The organism is Marinilabilia rubra, assembly GCF_003121985.1.
In the GTDB taxonomy this organism is placed as follows: Bacteria; Bacteroidota; Bacteroidia; order Bacteroidales; family Marinilabiliaceae; genus Marinilabilia; species Marinilabilia rubra.
This window is the reverse complement of sequence record NZ_QEWP01000018.1, coordinates 1-21495: the sequence shown is the minus strand read 5'-3', so window position 1 is coordinate 21495 and position 21495 is coordinate 1. Positions and strand designations below refer to the sequence as shown.

The window sequence follows — 21495 nt, the reverse complement described above, 5'->3', positions numbered from 1 at the left end:
TATTTATTTAATGATTGGAATCACTAAAAGCACATAAGCTCACCTCGGATTTCCAAAGTTCATGATTATGAGGTGTTTTGTAATGCGAATCATCTATAGTCTGTTGGGCAATAGAATTGGAAATACTCACGTTTTACTTTTTATGTTTGCCAATGTGCCTTGTGTGGTTCACAAATTTTTGTCAAATCATATAACCATCTAACGTCTATGTCAGAAAAGAAAAAAGAAGGTTTCTTCAAAAGGCTACTCGATAAAGTTGAAGTTGCCGGTAATAAATTGCCACAGCCAGTTACCCTTTTCGCCATGCTCATGGGGATTGTATTGTTATTATCCTGGATTTTTGGCTCATTAGGCGTGAGTGCCACCCATCCCGCCAGCGGGGAGGAAGTGAAAGCGGTAAACCTGCTGAGTGCCGATGGCGTCCGGCGCATCATGACTTCCATGGTGGATGTGTTTGCCGAATTTCCACCACTCGGATTGGTTTTGGTGGTAATGCTGGGTATTGGTGTTGCCGAGCGCAGCGGTTTGATTTCAGTTGGGCTTCGAATGTTTGTAAGTAAAGTACCACGGTCACTGATTACCTTCTCCATTGTGGTAGCGGGTATGATCAGTTCCATTGCTGCCGATGCAGGTTATGTGGTATTGATTCCTTTGGGAGCAGCCATTTTTCATAGCATGGGGCGCCACCCAATTGCCGGTCTGGCAGCTGCTTTTGCCGGAGTATCCGGAGGATTTGGGGCCAACTTTCTGCCTACTGGTCTTGATCCGTTGATTGCCTCCTTTACGCAGCCTGCCGCTCAGATTATTGAGTCGGGCTACACGGTGAACCCCCTTTCCAATTATTATCTCATGGCCGCTTCAGTGCCTTTTGTGGGGATAGTTGGAACCTGGGTGACAGAGAAAATTATCATTCCAAGATTAGGCCCCTATACGGAAGATACGGAAGAAGAAGTTTCCAACGAAATTCTGCCATTAGAGAAAAAAGGCCTGAAGTGGACATTGTTTACCATCGTTGTCTTTCTTGGTTTGCTGGCCTGGGGAATTATTCCAGAAAATGCCCTGTTTCGTGCCGATGATGGCGGACTGGAACCCTTCTATAATTCCATCGTTCCATTGATGTTTATTCTCTTCTTTGTTGCAGGCCTGGTGTACGGATTGATCACCAAAAGTATTAAAGGTGATAAAGATGTGGCCAACATGACAGGTGAATCAATGGCAACTATGGGGGGATACATTGTTTTGGCCTTTGTGGCGGCCCAGTTCGTGGCATTCTTTAACTGGTCAAATCTTGGTTTGATAGTGGCCATCACGGGTGCCGATGGACTTCAGAATATAGGCTTTACAGGAACGCCCCTGCTGGTGGCTTTTATTCTTGTATCATCCCTGGTAAACCTGATGATTGGAAGTGCTTCGGCTAAGTGGGCTATTCTGGCACCCATTTTTGTGCCTATGCTTATGTTGATGGGCTTTAGCCCTGAAACCACACAGGCAGCCTACCGTATTGGGGATTCCTATTCCAATATTCTAACACCTTTGTTACCTTATTTCCCATTGGTAATCACTTTTGCTCAGAAATATGTGAAGAACATTGGTTTGGGAACCATAATTTCGACCATGTTGCCTTTTGCAGTGGCATTTGCGGTAATCCGGATTGTCATGTTTGTTATCTGGATATGGCTGGGCATTCCGTTGGGGATTGAAGGACCTATTTATTATGGTGGATAAGCCCGGAATTCCAGAGAGCCAATCTACTAAAATGCGTTACAAAACAAAAAAGAAACCCCGGAGCATTGTTGCTCCGGGGCTTCTTTTTTATCTTGTTCTATTAGGATTTTCGGGAATCCTGGTTTTCTGATTTCCTTGCTGCCCGAATCGAATTAATAATAGAAATGAGGGTGCCGGCCATAGCTATAAAAATAAGATAATTGTGCCAGTTTTCGGACCAGCTAAGGTCTTTGAAATTGATTGAAGCTACATCGGCAATCAGAATAATTATCCCGAAAATTAGCAATGAATAACGGAGTTTTTGCATTTCAATATTTTTTCTGTTCTAAAAGAGATTGGTTCAGCAAAAAAACTATGCGCCACGGTGTCTAGTGTCAAGTCAAGCATAACCTGACGGCCCAAGCCTTGCTCTTTCCACCTTGGGCTTCTCAAAAAAAAGACTCACGTAGCTACGACTATGCTTATTTTTTTATTGATTTGCATAAGGTGAAAAATAGCAGCGGCTTAACCGACATTCTACACTTGACATGACACTAGGCGATTAATCTATTATATGATAGTTCGTTGAATTATTGCAACAGCCTCCAGATTAGGTTTTTAATTCAAATGGCCTATTGTTTTGAAATTCAGATCATCAATGAAATATTAATCATCTTGTATCTTACATCTTAAAATCTATCGATCTATTGATTACAAAAGTTTCTTAAATAACTCCGCAACTTCATCTACATTTTCAAGTGTGTAGGATGCCCTGGTCGGTTTTCCGTTGTGTTCAACCATAATGCCGATCCCTGTTCCACTTTCCTGAAAGGCTTCAAAAGCATCTTCATCGGTGTCGTCATCGCCAATGTATATGGGGAGTATGGATTCGTCATTGTTCAGCTCCAGTTTCTCAAGTATCCACATTACGGCTTTTCCTTTGTGCCAGTCAAGATCAGGTTTGATTTCAACGATTTTTTTACCTGTACCTTTCTTATAGCCGGGATTGCGGTCGAGTACTTCTTCAAAATCGGCCAGGATATCATTAATTTCCTCGTCTTTGGCATTGCGATAGTGAACACCGATGGCGTAACGTTTGCGATCGATCTGCACCCCCTTGTACTTTTTCTGCAAATCCATCAACTCTTTTTCAATAATGGCTAGTTCGGGCAGAAGGACAGCAGTTTTTTCATGCTCCTGATAAAGTCCGTTGGGACCGGAAATCCGGAAACCGTGACTGCCTGCATAAACCAGGTTGTCGAGACCTACGAGTTTTTTTACATCATCCATGTCACGACCAGTGACTACGGCTACTGTGTATTTTTCTGCAAGTTCAGCCAGTAAGTTTTTCATCTCCTGGCTGATGATGGCCTGCTCGGGGCGACTCACAATAGGAGTGAGTGTTCCGTCATAATCCAGAAAAAGAGCTGGTTTTTTATCTTCCAGTAAATCAAAAAAGTCTGAATTTTCGCCAAAAACAGGCTTTGGATTAGATTCTGTCATCATTTTTTAGTTATTGGGTTTTTGTGTTTATTCAAATTTGCAATGTTTTTTTGTCACATACTCAAATATAAAAAAATTATCCCAACATAAGCCAGGCGTTCCCTCCAATGTAAACAATGATAATAAGCAGACTTTCCCAGCCTATTTTACCAACTCCCCGCTTTTCGCGATGAAGAAGTCCAAGGATTAATATGCTGGTCATCAGCATGGTCAGAGTGATAAAAAAAACCTGGCTGTTGGTTATAGCATGCAATATACTGCCTTTGTTGTAAGCAAAATCGGCGAACGCCACAAAAAGGATGTCAAAGCTATTACCCCCAATGATATTGCTGACGGCAAGTGTTAGTGCTTTTTGCCGCACTGCAGCTATGGATACCACCAGTTCGGGTAATGAAGTAGCAACTGCAGTGAAGAGCATGCCTACAACGCCTTCCGATAATACGGTTTTGTCAGCAATGACCATGCCGCTGCGGGCCACTGTGTATCCTGCAACAGCCACAATGGCAGCCAAAAGAATAAACTTTATATATACTAGTCTGGGATAGCGGGATTGCAGGTTTTTGGTGTCAGGTACATCTTTCACTGTCTGACGAGTCATTCGGGGAACCCACATGGGTTGATCTTTGGCTTTGCTTATCAGTTTGTTGCCCAGGAGATAAATGACGATCAGCAATACAGATGCCGGGTGGAAAGTAAAAACGGTAGTTTCGGGGCCCGACATACCCAGCAAAATAAAAGCCATCAAACCAATTAGCAAAACACCCTGCATTAGATTGGCGAAAGAGGCGGCAGCATGTTCCAGATTGGCCCTTGGATAAGAGAGGTCGGCAATAGACAAAAACAATGTTTGGGCGGCTATGCCCCCGATGGCATTGCTGATGGCCAGTTCGGGGTGGTTATTGTAAGCGGACACCACAGAGGTTATGATGCCCGGGAGTGACGTTACACCGCCCAGAAACAAAGCCCCGAAAAGCGCTTCTCCGATCCCGGTAATGTCGGCCAGTCTGTCGGCTTCCCGGGCCAGCATTGTACCTGCTATGCCTATGGTGACAGTGGCAATTATGAAAAATATAATGGCTGAATTTAATTCCATTGGCAACAATCTACGGTTTTGGTTTAGGATAATCAGAAAAAAAGAGTTGTGCAAAATTTCAAGGGTATAAAACCTGAATGGCAGCTGTTATTTTAGTATTCTGGATGGTTTAAATAACAGGTGTTCCTGCCGGTCATTATAGATAACATCCACAGCTTTAGGAATATTCTCTATCTCAATATTTCTGATTTCTCCGGTTGGTTCTCCATCAATTTGCAGATCCTGTGGCGGAGTAACAGTTATTTTTGCATAGCTGCATGAAATAATACGGATATGTCGGAGCCGGTGAATGCGGCCGGAGAAAAAGGCAAGGAACATGCGGAAAATGTAATACCAGGGGTAAGGTTTGATGACAACAATTTCAAATTTACCATCATCAATCTTTCCGACAGGATTGACCATAGCCCCGGTGCCAAAATAGTGTGTGTTCAGCATCACCACCATCACGGCTTTGTATTTACGGGGGTGCCTGTCTTTATACTGTACAATGCATTTGAATTTAGACGGCGATTTTAGTTCTTTAAAAAACTGTCTCGAATACCCGTAAATACCCCTGATTTTTTCCCTGTCAAAACGCTTGATGATTCTGGCGTTCATTCCCAGGTCACTCAGATGCACTGCCAGATGTTGGTTGTTGATCATCAGCAAATCAATTCTTTTGGAAACGTTTCGTGCTATGATGCCTATAGCGCTATCCATGTTAGTTGGGATGTTCAATTCATAAGCCATGCCGTTAGCTGATCCAGTGGGAAGAATGGCCAGTTTGATTCCGGTGTTTTTAAGCAGGCCGGCCACCATGTTTACCGTGCCATCGCCCCCCACTGCTGTCACTACATCCGGAGCATGTTTTTCAATGGCTTTCGATATCTTTTGTTTATCGTTTTCTCCGGTGGTTTTAAAGAATTCCGCAATAAGGTGATGTTTTTCACAGATACGGGTTATTTCATCGGTAAGGCGATATTTTTGGTTACTACCCGAAATCGGGTTGACAATGAATAATACTTTCCGCTTTTCCGAATCGGCCATATTTCTGATCTCTTGAAGAATCGTTAATTTTGACTAAACAATTGTCTTTTTCAATTCTTTAAAGATAAAAAAAAGTAATCTGGACATGGCCATAATTAACAAAACTTTCCGTTACATTCTGCGCAAAGCTAAAAGTCCCTTTAGGCGTGCCCGCCTCTGGCTCAAGAAGAGACTTGGCTGGCTTGGAGTTCCTACCATCGAACCATACATGGGATTTAGTAACGGGCGCGATGTATATATTACCGGTAATGTCATGGAAGATAAGGGACTGGACAAACCGAAGCCCGGTCAGAGGCTTCGGACCAATATGCTGGCTATGTTCAAACGTTATGTAAGTGATGAAATAAGCGGAGTGAGGGTAAGAGTGAGTTTCCACGATCAGTCGGAAGTTGTGGAGACTGATGAGCTGGGAATATTTCACTGTTTTTTTGAGTTTGATTCGGATTTGCCCTCAGAACCTCACTTCGAAACGGCTTATTACGAGTTGTTGGATGAGGTTGTTGAAAACCAGGGGGAAATAAAGGTTGAAGGAGATATCCTGGTGGTCTCAGGCGAAGCTCCTTTAGGGGTTGTTTCAGATATTGATGATACTGTTATGGTTTCGCATTCCACCAATACATTGAAGAAGTTGAAACTGATGTTGTTTAAAAATGCCCGTACGAGGGTTCCATTTGAAGGTGTGGCTGCATTTTACAGGGCTCTCCGCAAAGGAAACCTGGGGCAAAAAGGGCCCAATCCTGTGTTTTTTGTTTCGAGTAGTGAGTGGAATCTTTACGATTTGCTGGTCGACTTCTTTGAATACCGCGAAATACCTGCAGGACCTTTGCTTTTGCAGGAATTGGAACACAGTATTTTCCAGTTCTGGAAATCGGGCGGTGGCAATCATGAGCATAAACTTGAGAAAATCCGATTCCTTTTTTCCTTTTTTCCACACCTTGAGTTTGTGCTGATAGGAGATAGCGGACAGCGAGACCCCGAGATTTATTTACAGGCCGCTCGCGAATATCCGCATAGGGTAAAAGCGGTCTATATTCGGTGCATCGGAAAAGCACATAAAAACAGGCAAACTCTTGAGGTTGCATCAGAGATGGAAAAGCTTGATGTTCCGATGTTGCTGATTGAGAATACTGAAGAAGCTGCCCGTCATGCACTGATGAATGGTTATATTGATCCGTCTTCCATGCCCGATATTGCCCGACAGCTTGAGGAGGATCATAATTTCACTTTTACCGATACGTTTACTTCGGAGGAGGCAACGGTTTCTTCTTAATTCATGTGGTTGTTTTTTATTCGTTCGGAAAAGCCCTTCCATAAAAGCTTATAGAAGTTCTTTTCTGCCTTTGAAGGCCTGAAATCCTTCTCAGAGGAAATTTTAAAGACGGCATCTTCTCTATAGAGTTCCGGGAAATCAATATGAAACTGAATGCCGTAAACATTATTGTATCTTTTGTGCTCAAGAGCTTCTATGACTTTCCCGTCTTTTGAAGTGGCTGCGGGTATCAAATTCTGACCAACCTTTTTTACGGCCTGATGATGCACACTGGGCACACACATACCGGCAGAAGTTCCAATCTGACTCAAAAAACTGTTGGGCTTTATGGATATAGGATGAAAAGAGATGTAAGAAGTTTTGTCATCGGTATTATTAATCCCGTATAAATAGTTTTTGTGCTGTTGGTGAACCGGCAGTTGAGCCACGTCTTCACAATAATCCAGCCCGTAAACTTGTGCGGGGATATCCTGATACAATGATCCTCCGGCAGCTACATTCATTATTTGCATCCCCAGGCAAATTCCCATTATGGTGAAGTCAGGGTTCTCTTCAAGCAAGGGCTTTACATCAGGGTTTTGATCGCCTCCGATCAAGTGAAACATAAGGGAAAGTTCCCAGTTGCGGGTGCGGTCAATGATGTCGGTAGTGATGAAGGTTTTCTCTCCGTAAATGGCCGGTGGCACATCATTCCCTCCAAAAAATATTAAACCATCAGAGGCTTTAAAGAGATCCTTAAACTGAGGACTCCACTTATTGATCGAAAACAAACTGTCTGTTGGCATCTCTCCTTTAATGGTATTAATTTTGACAAAATTAATTTGCTGATCAGCCAGGTATTGTTTTGATTTTTCAATTTCATCAGTATTACCGGCATGAAAAATACCTGTAACAAGCAGACTGTCAAAATTGAAAAATCCGTTTTCTTTAAAGAATACCAATTTTTCAATGTTACGGGCAGTAGGGTTTATTATACTTAGTTGGGTTACGTTGGTCTGTGCTTCTGACGACATCAGAACAAACCAGGCAGTTATAAGAGTTAATGCAGTATATCTCATGAGGGTAAATATCAGTTTTCAGATTAAAACAACCCAAATTTAATAAGGTTTTAAACTACAGTTCTCGTTTGAGGAGTAATTTTAAAAGAAATTAAATATTTCAATTTTTTGAACAAACAGTGGGATTTGTTCTTATTCTTTAGAGAATTTATCTGGCCCGGATTGATTTTGTTGATAATTAACATTTTAAAAACAATAAAAACCAATGATTATGAATCGTAATTTGTTATTGATTGCAGTAGTGGCTGCTTTGAGCCTTGGGTTCATCGCCTGCAACTCTTCGCAGAAAAAGCAAAGCAAAGAAGAAGAAACTACAGAGGCTGTTAAAGAAAACTACCAGGAGCTGAAAGAAGAACTCAATGAGGTAGGTACAGCCATTTCTGATTTGTTTGAATCAGAAAAAGCTAATTTTCAATCAAAAGCCGATGAGGTAATTGATGACATCGACCGTAAAACTGAAGAAATTAAGCAAAGAATTTCCGGTGTGAAAGATAATGAAAACCTGAAGGCGAGACTTCACGATCTTGAGCAGGAAGCTGATAAGCTTGAGAAGCAGCTTAAGGAGTTGGATGATAAATCGGAAGAGGAATGGAAAAAAGCCAGACAAAAAATAGAAGAGGAATTTAAAAAGGTTCAGAAAGAGATTGAATCATTCTTTGAGTAACCATTCTCTCTTGAAAAAAAGGAAAAAACAGCCCACTGCTTAATGTTGCGGGCTGTTTTTTGTCGAAACTACTCTTCATCGAGTTCCTCAATAAACTGAATGGCTTTTCTTAACTTCTTGTTGGGATGCTTTCTTATTATGACCACCAGAATGGCAGCAACAACAAAGCTCCCAATGATGGTCTGGATCATCCATCCGGTTCCGAGCTCATAGAGATCCCAGTTTAACAAAGCTTTTGCTAATACAATCAGAAATGGCAATGCGAAAACAGGGATGATTACCAGTAAACTATAAGTGTCAAAAATTTCCAGTTTTTTTAACCGGGACAACTTCTTCTGAGCTTTCAACACCGGGCAATCAGTTTTTATACTGTAAAACAGAGCTAATCTGTAAACTTCGAATAGCACATTAAAGGCTATTAGGCCCAAGATTAAAGCTGCCGGGATGGAAAAGGCCGGTTGTCCCCGTTGGTTTTCCATGAAGTTGATCAGAAAACCGGAAAAGAGGATTTCTAAGACGATCTCAAATATGGATGACCATTGTATTGCTCTTAGATTGGTTTTGATTTTATTCAATCCAACTTCTTTGATGAGTTGATGATTGACTTTGATCGCTTCATCCTGGTGCATTTCTGACTGCTTCCATATTTCGGTTAATTCTTTGAATTCCATGTCACCCTTTTTTATTGATTTCAAAATGATGTTTTAAAGTATCCTTAATTCTAAGTTTTCGGGTTGAGACATTACTTACACTCAGCCCCATGATCTCCGCTATTTCTTTATTTGAATGCTCTTCCAGATATAGCATTATGATGGCTTTGTCGATAGGCTTTAACAGGTCAATAAACCGGTACAGCATATCCAATCGTTCATCCCGGGGGGGCGGATCAAACTCCATCCACTGGGTCTCTGCACGGTAACCTTCCTTTGCTCTCTTTTGGGTGGTGTTTTTTCTAAGGAATGAGATGCTTACATTGATGGCTATTCGGTACGTCCAGGTGGAAAGAGGGTACTTGTGGTCGTACTTGGGGAATGATTTCCAGAGCTGGATGATGATCTCCTGAATCAAATCTTTGCGTTCCTCCGGGACGTGACAATAAATGCCTGACACCTTTGTGATGAGTTTCTTATAATTCTCAAGAAACGCTAAGAATTCTTTTTCCTGTTCTTTTGCTTTATTCAAGACTTAAATGGTTTTGTTTACCCCAATATTCGTAAGTAAAACAAAAATGTCACAGTGTTTGGTGATTTTTTTTATCAAAAATTGATCTGAAATTTTTTAAGTCGCTTTTTTTTGGCCTGAAACGAATCTAAAAAATTTCAGACTCTCAAAAAGTGTCTGAAAAATTTCAGATTCCCAATTAGCGGCTTGAAACGAGTCTGAAAAATTTCAGATTTAGAAAATGCCCCGGGAAGAGCGGATTTCTCACAGGGCGACCGGGATGCTGGTTTTGGATAAGGTCTTTAATGGTGGCCCAAAAATCAATCGTTTCATCAAAGCCTGCTGAAAAAATGGTGTGAGGCAGAGGCTCGTTCATGATGAGGTACCCGATAATATTGTCGAAATCTTTGGAGTAGCTAAGCACATTGTTTACAATATCAGAGGCGGATGTTATGAAAAAAGGATCTGAGAAGTCCCCCTCAGGATCAATCCAGATGCCCATGATTATTTTAATATCGTATTGCGCAATCACCTCCAGTTCTTCTCTGGAAAAGGCTGCCCAGGTGCGGATGGTGTTGAAGCCTCCATCTGTGATTCTTTGCATATCAGCATGAAGGCGCTCATCTCTTAATCACAAATTCATCAGTAAAAAGAGTGACAGGCCGCCTGTAAGTACCCAAAGTGAAATACCCACCACAAAACTTTTCCATCCGGCTTCTTTCGCCTCTTTGAACGAAATGCCGGAACCTATCAGGAATAAAGCAATGACCATGCCTTTACGTCCAAACCAGGTGAGATGATCGAAGGTCTCTGACCAGCCCGGAAGGAAATGGCTCATCATGATGGCCGCAGCAAACAGCATAATAAACCAGGGCCATTGGATCTTTCCTTTTTTGTCCCCTTTTTGGAACAGGGCAATAGCTATAGAAAGAGGGATGATCCAGAGGGCTCTGATCAGCTTTACTGTGGTGGCAATTTCCAGTGCTTTAGAGCCATAAACTGCTCCAGCGCCCACCACCGAGCTTGTATCATGGATGGCAATGGCTGCCCAGTAACCGAAAGTTTCCTGGCTCATTCCCAGATAATGACCAAGAAAGGGAAAGAGAAATAGAGCTATGGCATTGAGAATAAAAACGACCGCCAGAGCGAAAGATGTTTGGTGGCTTTTAGCTTTTATTACGGGTGAAACAGCTGCGATGGCACTTCCTCCGCATATGGCAGTGCCACTGGCTATAAGAATTGTGGTGTTCTTTTCCAGTTTTAATATTTTGCCGAGAATCAAGCCTGTAATAATTACAAATATCACAGAGAGGGCTGTGTTCAAAAATCCCTGCCCGGATGCTTCCAGAATCTGTTTTGCATTCATGCCAAAGCCCATCAGAATAATGGCAATTTTTAAAATGAGATTGGTGTGCTGGGTAAGGGATTTATCGGTAATGCCTGCCATTGAAAGTGCAATGCCTGACAACAACGCCAGGCTTGGAGGAAATAAATGTGTCAGGCACATTATCAGAGGAATTATGAGGATTAGCCGTTTCTTTCTTTGTGTTAAAACCATTTTGTCTGTTTTTATTACAGAACAAAAGTAAGTTTGAAGCATAGTTATATCAAATACTAAAATATTATTGGCGATAACTAGAAGTTATAGTTTATGAGGTAATCGGTAAACAGTCTGGTAAGTTTCATTTCCGGTCCCTGGCGAAGGCCTATCCTGAACCGGCGAGTGATAGAAAGTGAAGGTGTTTTGATTTTTACAAGTTCTTTGCGGTTAATCTCCTTTTTTACAGCTTTTTCTGAAATAAAAGAGATGCCTTCGAAATCAGACAGGAAGTTTTTGATAGCTTCGGTACTTCCTAATTGAAGAATGATATTCATTTCATCAAACCGCATATTATTGGTCGAAAAAGCTTTTTTGATCACTTCAAGTGTCCCCGATCCTGTTTCACGCAATACCATTGGGGTTTGGGGCAGTTCTTCATTGGTAACCTGCCGTCGCCGGGCGTAAAGGCTTTCAGGATTTGTGACGGCAAAGATTTCATCATCCATAAAATCAATGTAATGAATGTTTTGGTGGGTGCCTTGGTTTTCAACCAGTACTAAATCTATCTCGTTGTTGAGGAGTTTGTGGGTCATATCCTCCGAATTACCGTTGAGCAAACTGAGCTTGATATCAGGATAACGGGCATGAAAAGCTGCTATTACCGGAGGGATAACGTATTGTGTGATGGTAGAACTGGCGCCTATTCTCAAATTCCCTTTGTACGTATTGTTTATTTGGTTGAGTTCAAACTCCAGTTCCTGATATTGCTGTTTTATTGATTTAAGATGGTTGAAAGTAATTTTTCCGGCCCGGGTGAGATATATCCGGTTGCCTTTGCGTTCAAAAAGCGGCATGTCAAGTTTGTTCTCCATTTCCTGTATATGTTTGGTCACGGCGGGCTGACTAATGAATAGTCGCTCAGCAGCTTTGGAAATGTTCAGTAGCTCGGCTACCTGAAGAAAAACTTCATCTCTGTAATTCATTTAAATATTCGCTTATTGAGTGGTCCAAATGTACCAGTTTTCTTCCTTTTTCTGCCAGGTGGTAAATTGCCCACAGTCGTTTTCTGAAGATTTTTTCCCGTCAGGAGCAAAGGCAATTCCGTAGCAGTTATCAATCATTCCTCCAAAAAGAAAAAGGATATGTTTGCCTTCCCGGGAAACATTCATCACTGAAACAGGAATTATCTTTTCCTGAAGAATTTCATTGGCTTCCGAAATAACCATATTACAATAAAAAGAGCCCCCTTCTTCAAAACCTGAGAACTTGCCGGGGGCTTTTCTTCGATAATGACTCATTAGCTGAGCGCATTGCTCCAAATATCATAATCTTCCTGGCTGAAAAGTACAAAGCGGATGGTTTTGATATTTTTAAGTTTGGGCACCACCTCTTTAATTGTTTTTACAGCCACATCCGTGGCCTCTTTTATGGGATAACCAAAGGCTCCGGTTGAGATAGCAGGAAAAGCAATTGAATCGATATTGTTTTCTTCAGCCAGAAGCAGAGCATTGCGGTAACAGTTGGCCAGAAGCTTATCTTCAGGTTTATCTTTTCCGTACACAGGGCCCAGACAGTGGATCACATATTTATTGGGGAGATTGTGTCCACCTGAAATAACTGCCTCTCCGGGGTTAATGGGCGCCATTGGGCGGCATTCTTTTTCCAAACCGTATCCTGCAGCCCTGTGAATAGCGCCGGCAACGCCCCCTCCAATGCGTAGCTGGGCATTTGCTGCGTTCACAATGGCAGTCATATCGTGCTGAGAGGCAATATCTCCCCGGTAACATTCAATATTTATTCCATGAATAGAGGTTTTCATAATTCTCTGTTTTTTATTTGATTATTCGATCCAATATCAGATGCATTTTCTGATTGGTTTCATTAATATAATGAGAATTTTTCTGAATGTCATCTTTGCTTTGGATAAACGGGGCGTCCCTCAGTTCGTCATCGGCTCCGTCCAACATTTGTTCAAGGCTGTCATGGGTGACTTCAAAATGAAACTGGAGACCTACCACATTTTCTTTATAAATGAATGCCTGGTTTTTGCATACTTCTGATGAGGCAAGATGTCTTGCACCTTCAGGTAATTCAAAGGTATCTCCATGCCATTGAAAAACTTTGAATGTGGAGGGAAACGAGTCGAGGAGATCCTCCTTGTGACCTTCTTCTGTGAGGGAAACATCAAACCAACCTATTTCGGTTTCCGGGTTTTTGTATACGCGAGCTCCCAAGACAGAGGCAATGAGTTGTGAACCTAAACAGATACCCAATACTTTTTTATTGTTTTCGATGGCTTCTTTTATGGCTTTTTTCTCATCGGCCAGCCATGGATATTTATCTTCATCGCTTACGCCCATGGGACCTCCCATTATCACCAGACAGTCATAATCATAAATGGATGGCAATTCGAAATCTTTATAAAAGCGTGTGTAGGAAAGTGAATGACCTTTTTTGTCAATCCAGTCTTTAATATATCCCGGATCTTCAAAGGGTGCTTGCTGGAAACAATGTATTTTTAATGGCATGGCTTTGCTTTTGTGGGGTTTGTGTCTCAAAATTAACTAAAATAATGCTTTTTGGTATATGAAAGGGAGGAGTATTCTTAAAAACTCTGCTAAGTTTTGAATGGGTTAAGTGCCAATTCTTCATAAAAGGTGTTTAAGGTCCGAACACAACTGTTTGCTTTAACTATCCCCTTTATTCTTATCCTGGTTTCACTTCAAAATCTTAATTTTGGGGTTCAAAACAGATAAATATGAAAAATCAAATACCAGCTTCAGAACTGGATCGCCGAATGACACGTTTCCGCCGTATAATGGATGCTCACAATCAGGAATGGGAGATGGCTGTGATATTCAGTAAACTTAATCTATTGTACTTTACAGGCTCTATGCCCGACGGGATGCTGATTATTGAAAGAAACAGTGAGGCTTCCTTATGGGTAAGACGCAGTTATGAACGTACAAAGGAGGAATCGGAATTTCCTGTTATTAAACCGATGGGAAGTTACCGGGATGCTGCTGCCTCTTTTAATCAGCTTCCCTCTGAGGTATATCTGGAAACCGAATTTGTTCCGTTGGCGATGTTTAAGCGCTTTCAGAAACATTTTCCATTTAAATCATATAAGTCTGTAGATTTTAAAGTTGCCATAACACGTGCGGTAAAGAGTCCTCTTGAAATAAGTTTTATGGAACAGGCAGGTGCCATCCATCAGCGGGTATTGGAGGAACGTGTGCCGGGAATGTTACGCGAAGGGATGACAGAGGCTGATTTTGCCGGCGAACTTTTTCAGGTTATGGTAGAAGAAGGGCATCAGGGGGTCGCCCGTTTTGGAATGTTTGATACTGAAATTGCTGTTGCTCAGCTGGGGTTTGGCGAGAGCTCTTTATATCCAACCAATTTCGACGGACCGGGAGGTAACCGGGGTTTGAATGCTGCAGTTCCCAGTCTGGGCAACCGCGACCGTAAACTTAGAAAAGGAGATCTGGTATTTGTGGATATGGGAATGGGAGTGAATGGTTATCATTCCGATAAAACCATGACTTATATGTTCGGAGAGCCACTGCCCCAGGGGGTTCAGAATATTCATAAACAGTGTGTAGATATCCAGGATCAGGTGGCAGAGATGCTGAAGCCCGGCAATATCCCGGAAAATATTTATGAAACAATAATGGACGGATTAAGTCCTGAGTTTCAAAAGAACTTTATGGGTTATGGCGATCGCCAGGTGAAATTTCTGGGACATGGAATAGGTCTTACTGTTGATGAGCTGCCGGTATTGGCACAAAAGTTCACCGACCCTCTGGAAGAAAATATGGTGTTTGCGGTAGAACCCAAGAAAGGTATAGAAGGTGTTGGAATGGTGGGGACAGAAAATACCTTTGTGGTAACTCCGGACGGTGGCCGATGCATAACAGGTAATAATCCCGGACTTATTTTGGTTGAATAATGCAGTTCTCAGTTTTCGGAATCGGATTGGTCTACAGGTGCTGCAATATTTAAATTGCAATGCCTGATGTGCTGTTTTTTTGTAATGATTTCTGTATATTTGTATAGTCTAAAAACTTTTTATGTTTGAATCTGATAAGGCTTTGGTAAAGTAAATAACCTTTAGCGTTATGCTCAAGGTTATCCCGTCGTAATACTCAGGCATTTCATTGTCGGAGTTATTTTCATGTCTATACTTTTACAAACCAAATTTTCCTTCCTGGTTTTAACTATGCAGAGGGTGGAATTTTAGATTTAAGCATCATGAATAATCTATCATATTATGGATGGACTGAAACTTTGCTCAGACAAAAGGCAAAGTCCATTTTCAAAGACTTACCGCACGGACGAATTTCTGTTACCCACAAAACTCGTTATGAGGTGGTGGCAGAAGAGGGATATTTCTCATGCGAGTTAACCGGAAATATGCTTTATGGCAGAGATCCGTCTGAATACCCGTCTACAGGTGATTGGGTGATATTCCAGCCTATTGATACAGAAGAGGGATTGATTATGGATGTTTTGCCACGACAAAAGACGCTTTTTCGGTTAAAAAGCGGAACCATTTCAGAACGACAGGTTATTGCCGCTCATGTTGATAAAGCTTTCATTGTCCAGAGTCTGGATGATAATTTTAACGCCAGACGACTTGAGCGGTTCATACTCCAGCTGAGAGAAGAGGAGATTCTACCTGTCGTGGTTTTAACCAAATCAGATTTGGAATTTAACCGGACTGAGGTAGAAACTGCTTTGAGACATATTACAGGAGAAATTCCTGTGTATTACACCAGTATTCATGATTCCGACAGTATTGTAGCCTTACGTGAGTTTATTCAATCCGGAGAAACGGTTGTTTTTACTGGTTCCAGCGGAGTTGGGAAAAGTACTCTGATTAATGCTTTATGCAGGAAAGATGTTTTCAAAACTGCCAATATAAGTACTTCAACAGGAAAGGGGAGGCATACCTCAACTCGTCGTGAACTTGTTATTATGGAAGGGGGTGGAATCCTTATTGATACACCCGGCATAAAAGTTTTTGGAGTTACTAATAACGACGCCGATTCCTTGAATGACGTAATGGATTTTTCCCAATTTGAAGGGAAGTGCCGATTTAAAGATTGTCAGCACATCCATGAAGATGGTTGCGCAATTATTGAGGCTTTGGAACGGGGCGAAATTGATCCGGGAGTTTACGAGAGTTATCTTAAGCTACGGAAAGAAGTATGGCATTTTACGGCCTCAGTTCAGGAAAAAAGAAAACGAGGAAAATCAATTGCCCGGATGGTGGAGGAAGTCAAAAAGAGGTCATCAAAATACAAATGAGTTTTTAAATGCTGAAGAACCTTGCAAAGCCTCCGGTTTTTGTTATCCGGAGGCTTTCGGGTTCTTAAGAAGATCTATCTACTAATTCCTTCTGATAAAGGTTATAAGTGGAAAGCGGTAAGGCCTTTGTTCCCACTTTTTCAAAACCTTACTTTTCGTAATAATGGCAAAGTTTTGGGTTCTTGGAATCTGAATCCAGACGCACGTACTGATAGCCTTTTTTTAGTGCGTCTTGTTCAATGGTTCTAAGTATTTTCTGGCCGATTCCTTTTCCTGAGTATTCCTCCACCACTACCAAGGAGTGAATATATCTGGCTTAATCATTCTTTTTGCCCCAATATAATAAGTCTTCTTCAAGAATTCTGACCATTCCAATAAGCCCATCCTTGCCATCTTTAACATAAAAGAACTCATTGTTCCGAATGCCATCCTGGACCCATTTTACTTTTTCTAAAGGGGGATTTCTCCAGTATTGCCAATGGTCGATTCCCTTTTTTGAAATTCTTTCAGCCGCTTCTTTGAATAGTTTTAGGACAGTCTGTTTGTCTTCTGTCTCTATTTGTGTAAATGTGATCTCCATATTGTTTTATCGTTTTGACTCTTCAAAAACGTAAATAAAATTCACGTTTTTTTCTTCTACGAAACTAGCTTAAACTCAGATTTAATCAAAGCTACAGCCCGATTTATATCGGAATAGGCCCCTTTAATAATGGATGCTTTGTTTGAGTTTATAAAATCAACCTTGCGATAACTAGCAGATAATAAGGGTTTTGACAAATGCTTCGTTTGGAAAAATGAGTAAAAAATCCAAATATAGCTTTCTTTTGTAAGTTTATAATAATGAGATGATTGAAGTTTTTTTACGGCTCCACGCTCTCTTAATTTTCTCAATTCAAAGGCTATTTTTGCAGTTTTCCAGTTTTTTCCTAAAACTTGCCTTAAATCCTTGTTTCTAAAGCCTAACGATCGATGACTGGATGACAATAATACCTCCAGAAATTCAACTTGATGCTCTTTTCTTAAATCAGGAGCTGCTATTTTAACTCCATTCTTATTTAAAACAGGTACTTGATATTTTAAGTAGGCCTCTTTATTCAATACACTCAGGTCTATATCCTGAATGGTTTCAATATAGCGGCTGTTACATCCGAGTCCGTACCATAAATATGCCATCAGATTAATGGCTGGCTTCTTGAGCTTCAAACCGGGCAAGTCCGGTTTATTAATAATGGTTTCAACCCTTAGTAAACAGCCGCTTTTATTGTGACATTTGATTGAGTTGCCTTCAAGCCAATGTTTAATGACTGCTTTTGTTTTAAACTTATTCTGAGTGCTCTTGCTGTTGGCCTTTTGTCGGGAAAGACTAAATATTTCTGTCAACTTATCGGGCAATCCGATAGTTTGGTGTTTAGCAAGAATCTTTTCAAAATAAGCATTGGCAAATTTAGGGGATTTCAAAATAAGATTTGTACAAATCTCGGTTTGATAACTAAACCACTTATGATGAAGTAATTTGGAACGTGTGGACTTTCTTCCCTGGTTAAACCTGAAAAAGATATCCATCCAATGATTGATCCTATCAATGGCAATGCTTGGTTTAAAGTCTGATACCAAGGAGTTTAATTCGTTGATGTCGGATATTTTGGTAAATGAATTTTCCTTCATAGTGTATTCTAAGCCCATTAAATCAAACTGCTTTTTCAGATAATTATGGCCATTGAAATAGAATTCACTCACAAAAGGCAGGTAAGAGGAGAGTTTTAAATAACAAAGACCAAGTTTTTCATCATCAATGTAAATGTAATATTGACTTACAAACTTATTGACTGAATACATTTTGGTAAAAGGTTTACCTTCTTTCGTTTTAATCTCTTTATTGGCAAAGGTTCTTACGTTTTCAGTGGCTCTAATAATGGCAATAACTTTGCTTTTCTTATTTAGCTTCAAAAGGCTGGTTCGATATTGCGCTTGAATGAAGTCAATTTTTGAATGATATGTTTTCTTTTCTTTCTCGCCCCACCAATGGATAGGAATTTCCAGTTTTTCAGAGGTCTTTTTAATATGAGAGTTGAATTTATCGGTAAGTATACGCATTACACCATTACTATGCTCTTTAAATCCAAGATTGCGTAACAGGTTTATGACAGATCCCTCAACAAACAACCCCTGGATGTATCCTCGCAAAACTACTCTATCGAAGCTTGTGTATTCATAAGCAAGGTGCTTTGATAAAGAGGTGTTTTGAGTAGTCTGCATTTTTATGCAAAGGTAATCATTGCGATACACCTTTAAAATTGACCTTTAGGTCGGTATTCTTTAAACTAAATTTGGGGAGGTGTTTGGCGAACTGTTTCTATTCGTTAAATTTTATGCTAAATGATCATTACTTATGCACCTTCTTTGTTTTTGAAAATAACTCATTTAAAATATCACTCCGAACTATTAGGGGGCTAAATTAAGTAGGTCCTATATAATCTTTTTGCTTCAAAGCCTTATCAGAATAAAAATCATACTTATCATGTAGGCTTTTATCTATGTAGTTTGCTGTTTTAAATGTGTTAGTTTTTTTCCAATAGCCGTGACAGGGCAGTGGGTTTTAAAATTTCACATTCATTATTAGATTATTTTTGAATGATCACTTTCTTTGTAGTCATTTTATTATTGGCATATATTCTTAATAAATAAATGCCTGATGCCAAATCTTTCACATCAATAGATTTTTTCTGATTCATTTGTTCTTTAACCAATTGACCAACGGTAGATAATAATTGTATCTTTTCTATTTCTTGATAGGTTTGTATGTAAAGAATACCTTTAGTTGGAACTGGATAAACACTAAATTTTGATGAAAATAAATCCTCTGTACTTAAACTCGCCGTTTGAAAAACACGAACATAATCAATGACCATTGCACTTTCGGTAAAGTTTGGATCTACAGTACCTGCATACCCTCCCATGGCTACATTTAATAACAAGTACTGATCTTCATCGAATGGCCAAGCATCATCTATACCGTCATTATTTTCATCCAGTGCAGTATCTGGTTTCCTATAAGTATAATAGCCTTCACCATCAATTAAAAAAGTAATTTGATCTGGAGACCAGTTTACTGAATAGATATGAAAATTCTCAGATACATCTGACAAATGCTTTGATTCTAAATTTACAGTATTACCATAACTAGATCTAGAATGTAGTGCACTTGTTACTTCGTCTAAGTCACGTAAACCATGCTCCATAATATCTATTTCACCACAGTTAGGCCAAGGAATTGTACCAACACTCCCATAACCTTGATTTTCCCAATTCACACCATCAATCGTGTTGATTCTATGATCGCCTAACATCCATAATGCTGGAAAAGTACCTTCCCCTTCAGGTAGTTTGGCTCGAATATCAACACGCCCATAGGTAAAAGCATATTTGGAATTCAATCGAGCCGAAGAGTATTCTAAAGTAAGCCCATATTGAGTAATCGTTTCTTTTTTTGCTACGATATGTAAATACCCATCTTCTACATAAGAATTTGAAGGACTGTCCGTATAATGTTGTTCTTCCAAGCCATTCCACATACCTTCACTAGGTGACTTAATTTCATGATACCATTTATCAGTATTTAAAGTAGCTTCATCAAATTCATCTGACCATACCAATTCTGTATATTCAACATCTAAAGGATGAAAATCTATGGGTTCTGAACCATCATCAATATCATCTACTAAGTAAGTACCCGATACATTCGCTCCACCATCTACAAAAACAACGATTCGATTGTATGTTCCTGAAGCATTAATAGTATTTCCAGTGCCACTGATCAATGCGTTTGAAAAATCAAAAGTCAAATCATTAATCCACTGATCTCCAGAGCCAGCATTCACATCAATCCAAACTTCTACATCGGAATTTGTTCCATCTTCAAGTTTTATCATTAGGGTATGTGCATTCGCATCAAGACTATAAAAGTCTAGCACGATTTGTTTATTTTCACTTAGATCTATTGATCTTTGCAGGTTTAACAAAATACCCTGCCAAGGATTATTACCATCATTTGTAATTTCACCAACCTGATCTAAATTATCTTCTGGGTTAGCCACTGTCGAAAATGAACTTCCATTAAAAGTTGTAAAGGATTGTGAAGAATCCTGGAAATCTATAGGCATTTGCTGGGCAAATGTTAAAAGAAATGTGCATAAAGAAAGTAGCGTTAGTAGCGTCGTTTTTTTTGTCATAACACACATTTTAATTAATTCAAATTTAAAAAAAAATCCAAAAATACCGTTAATTTACCCCAAGAATTCAGCTAAAACAAAAAAATATCAGCCTTATGGTATAAAAGGCTCATTCTTTTTGTTTTCTGAAGAGCCCATGAACTTTGATGATAACAAGTCAAATCCAACACCTCCTATAGGAACAAATTTGAAAGACTTGTAGTTAATCAAAGTATAGCCCAAATTACCTCCTAACATAAAATGTAGTGCTGCCTTATTCTTAGACCATTCTGAATTATCTGGAAAATCCATTGTGTTTTTTACTCATCCAAAGCCAATATAATCATCTATCTGTATCACCATTCTCTGGCGATGAATATCAATGTTTAATCCGAGAAATATTGGATTCGTAATATAATATGAGAGTTGAATTTATCGGTAAGTATACGCATTATACCATTACTATGCTCTTTAAATCCAAGATTGCGTAACAGGTTTATGACAGATCCCTCAACAAACAACCCCTGGATGTATCCTCGCAAAACTACTCTATCGAAGCTTGTGTATTCATAAGCAAGGTGCTTTGATAAAGAGGTGTTTTGAATAGTCTGCATTTTTTATGCAAAGGTAATCATTAAGATACACCTTTAAAATTGACCTTTAGGTCGGTATTTGTTTTGAAATCAGTACATTTTATCTGTTTGTTGAATTTGCCCGTTGGCTTTTTTCAATCATACCGTTTTATAGTCCGTTTTTTCTGATTTGTGTATTATGCTATTTTTTTGTCTTATAAATCTGTTTGGGTTATGTGTTTTTGTTGGGTTGCCTAACCGGGTAGCTTACGCCCCCTAAGAACCGTGCGTGCCAGTTTCCCGGCACACGGCTCAGGCACTTTTAAAGCCTGCCCGGTGAGGGAAGACCCGGCTGTTATTACTACTTTTGTTGTCGTTGACAA

23 protein-coding genes are annotated in these 21495 nt (G+C 40.0%); 5 read left to right on the top strand and 18 right to left on the bottom strand.

What is annotated here, in order from left to right; genetic code table 11:
* The first annotated feature begins 207 nt into the window (after nucleotides 1-207).
* The gene (locus DDZ16_RS16810) at nucleotides 208-1725 is read left to right on the top strand and encodes an AbgT family transporter (protein WP_109265653.1); all 1518 of its coding nucleotides are present in this window, start codon (nucleotides 208-210) and stop codon (nucleotides 1723-1725) included.
* Nucleotides 1726-1825: 100 nt separating this feature from the next.
* Here DDZ16_RS16810 and DDZ16_RS16805 read toward each other — a convergent pair whose 3' ends face one another.
* From DDZ16_RS16805 to DDZ16_RS16790, 4 genes are all read right to left on the bottom strand, one after another.
* Nucleotides 1826-2032, bottom strand: coding sequence for a hypothetical protein (locus DDZ16_RS16805; protein ID WP_109265652.1), 207 nt, complete (start codon nucleotides 2030-2032; stop codon nucleotides 1826-1828).
* 383 nt (nucleotides 2033-2415) lie between these two features.
* On the bottom strand, nucleotides 2416-3210 hold the full coding sequence (gene otsB / locus DDZ16_RS16800; protein ID WP_232526793.1) for a trehalose-phosphatase: 795 nt from the start codon (nucleotides 3208-3210) through the stop codon (nucleotides 2416-2418).
* Nucleotides 3211-3283: 73 nt separating this feature from the next.
* A complete protein-coding gene (locus DDZ16_RS16795; RefSeq protein ID WP_109265651.1) occupies nucleotides 3284-4300 on the bottom strand; it encodes a sodium:calcium antiporter in 1017 nt (338 codons plus the stop codon).
* Nucleotides 4301-4387: 87 nt separating this feature from the next.
* A complete protein-coding gene (locus DDZ16_RS16790) occupies nucleotides 4388-5326 on the bottom strand; it encodes a diacylglycerol/lipid kinase family protein (protein ID WP_109265650.1) in 939 nt (312 codons plus the stop codon).
* Nucleotides 5327-5411: 85 nt separating this feature from the next.
* Here DDZ16_RS16790 and DDZ16_RS16785 point away from each other — a divergent pair, with 85 nt between their 5' ends.
* On the top strand, nucleotides 5412-6596 hold the full coding sequence (locus DDZ16_RS16785) for an App1 family protein (RefSeq protein WP_109265649.1): 1185 nt from the start codon (nucleotides 5412-5414) through the stop codon (nucleotides 6594-6596).
* Here the strand turns inward: DDZ16_RS16785 and DDZ16_RS16780 are convergent.
* The gene (locus DDZ16_RS16780; RefSeq protein WP_109265648.1) at nucleotides 6593-7654 is read right to left on the bottom strand and encodes a gamma-glutamyl-gamma-aminobutyrate hydrolase family protein; all 1062 of its coding nucleotides are present in this window, start codon (nucleotides 7652-7654) and stop codon (nucleotides 6593-6595) included. The genes DDZ16_RS16785 and DDZ16_RS16780 overlap by 4 nt on opposite strands.
* Before the next feature lie 211 nt (nucleotides 7655-7865).
* Between DDZ16_RS16780 and DDZ16_RS16775 the strand changes: the two genes are divergently transcribed.
* Entirely contained in the window at nucleotides 7866-8318 is a 453-nt protein-coding gene (locus DDZ16_RS16775) for a hypothetical protein (RefSeq protein WP_158275697.1), read from the top strand.
* A gap of 68 nt (nucleotides 8319-8386) precedes the next feature.
* Here DDZ16_RS16775 and DDZ16_RS16770 read toward each other — a convergent pair whose 3' ends face one another.
* The 8 genes from DDZ16_RS16770 to DDZ16_RS16735 all read right to left on the bottom strand — a co-directional run bounded on the left by DDZ16_RS16770 (nucleotide 8387) and on the right by DDZ16_RS16735 (nucleotide 13547).
* Nucleotides 8387-8989 carry a hypothetical protein gene (locus DDZ16_RS16770; protein ID WP_109265646.1) on the bottom strand — a complete coding sequence of 201 codons (603 nt, stop codon included), beginning with the start codon at nucleotides 8987-8989 and terminating at the stop codon, nucleotides 8387-8389.
* Nucleotide 8990: 1 nt separating this feature from the next.
* Entirely contained in the window at nucleotides 8991-9500 is a 510-nt protein-coding gene (locus tag DDZ16_RS16765) for an RNA polymerase sigma factor (protein WP_109265645.1), read from the bottom strand.
* 178 nt (nucleotides 9501-9678) lie between these two features.
* On the bottom strand, nucleotides 9679-10083 hold the full coding sequence (locus DDZ16_RS16760) for a hypothetical protein (RefSeq protein ID WP_109265644.1): 405 nt from the start codon (nucleotides 10081-10083) through the stop codon (nucleotides 9679-9681).
* A gap of 27 nt (nucleotides 10084-10110) precedes the next feature.
* On the bottom strand, nucleotides 10111-11037 hold the full coding sequence (locus DDZ16_RS16755; RefSeq protein ID WP_158275696.1) for a YeiH family protein: 927 nt from the start codon (nucleotides 11035-11037) through the stop codon (nucleotides 10111-10113).
* Nucleotides 11038-11114: 77 nt separating this feature from the next.
* Nucleotides 11115-12002 carry a LysR family transcriptional regulator gene (locus tag DDZ16_RS16750; RefSeq protein WP_109265642.1) on the bottom strand — a complete coding sequence of 296 codons (888 nt, stop codon included), beginning with the start codon at nucleotides 12000-12002 and terminating at the stop codon, nucleotides 11115-11117.
* 12 nt (nucleotides 12003-12014) lie between these two features.
* A complete protein-coding gene (locus tag DDZ16_RS16745; RefSeq protein ID WP_109265641.1) occupies nucleotides 12015-12317 on the bottom strand; it encodes a hypothetical protein in 303 nt (100 codons plus the stop codon).
* The gene (locus tag DDZ16_RS16740; protein WP_109265640.1) at nucleotides 12317-12838 is read right to left on the bottom strand and encodes a macro domain-containing protein; all 522 of its coding nucleotides are present in this window, start codon (nucleotides 12836-12838) and stop codon (nucleotides 12317-12319) included. The genes DDZ16_RS16745 and DDZ16_RS16740 overlap by 1 nt, the downstream gene beginning before the upstream one ends.
* Nucleotides 12839-12851: 13 nt before the next feature.
* Nucleotides 12852-13547: a type 1 glutamine amidotransferase gene (locus tag DDZ16_RS16735; protein WP_109265639.1), complete on the bottom strand. Its 696-nt coding sequence runs from the start codon at nucleotides 13545-13547 to the stop codon at nucleotides 12852-12854.
* 230 nt (nucleotides 13548-13777) lie between these two features.
* On the opposite strand from DDZ16_RS16735, the gene DDZ16_RS16730 reads away from it, so the two are divergent.
* Entirely contained in the window at nucleotides 13778-14971 is a 1194-nt protein-coding gene (locus DDZ16_RS16730) for a M24 family metallopeptidase (protein ID WP_109265638.1), read from the top strand.
* 302 nt (nucleotides 14972-15273) lie between these two features.
* Entirely contained in the window at nucleotides 15274-16332 is a 1059-nt protein-coding gene (gene rsgA / locus DDZ16_RS16725; RefSeq protein WP_109265637.1) for a ribosome small subunit-dependent GTPase A, read from the top strand.
* Nucleotides 16333-16480: 148 nt separating this feature from the next.
* Here the strand turns inward: rsgA and DDZ16_RS21145 are convergent, their stop codons facing one another.
* The 5 genes from DDZ16_RS21145 to DDZ16_RS20640 all read right to left on the bottom strand — a co-directional run bounded on the left by DDZ16_RS21145 (nucleotide 16481) and on the right by DDZ16_RS20640 (nucleotide 21154).
* Nucleotides 16481-16630 (bottom strand): GNAT family N-acetyltransferase, encoded by a 150-nt coding sequence (locus DDZ16_RS21145; protein WP_198416753.1) that lies wholly within the window; start codon nucleotides 16628-16630, stop codon nucleotides 16481-16483.
* A gap of 18 nt (nucleotides 16631-16648) precedes the next feature.
* Nucleotides 16649-16912 (bottom strand): hypothetical protein, encoded by a 264-nt coding sequence (locus DDZ16_RS20905; RefSeq protein ID WP_198416752.1) that lies wholly within the window; start codon nucleotides 16910-16912, stop codon nucleotides 16649-16651.
* Between the two features lie 56 nt (nucleotides 16913-16968).
* Complete coding sequence (locus DDZ16_RS16715; RefSeq protein WP_109265636.1) at nucleotides 16969-18588, bottom strand: hypothetical protein; 1620 nt, start codon at nucleotides 18586-18588, stop codon at nucleotides 16969-16971.
* A 365-nt stretch (nucleotides 18589-18953) separates the two neighbouring features.
* Nucleotides 18954-20561: a family 16 glycosylhydrolase gene (locus DDZ16_RS16710; protein ID WP_198416751.1), complete on the bottom strand. Its 1608-nt coding sequence runs from the start codon at nucleotides 20559-20561 to the stop codon at nucleotides 18954-18956.
* Nucleotides 20562-20926: 365 nt separating this feature from the next.
* Nucleotides 20927-21154 carry a hypothetical protein gene (locus tag DDZ16_RS20640; RefSeq protein ID WP_146192250.1) on the bottom strand — a complete coding sequence of 76 codons (228 nt, stop codon included), beginning with the start codon at nucleotides 21152-21154 and terminating at the stop codon, nucleotides 20927-20929.
* Between the last annotated feature and the right edge of the window lie 341 nt (nucleotides 21155-21495).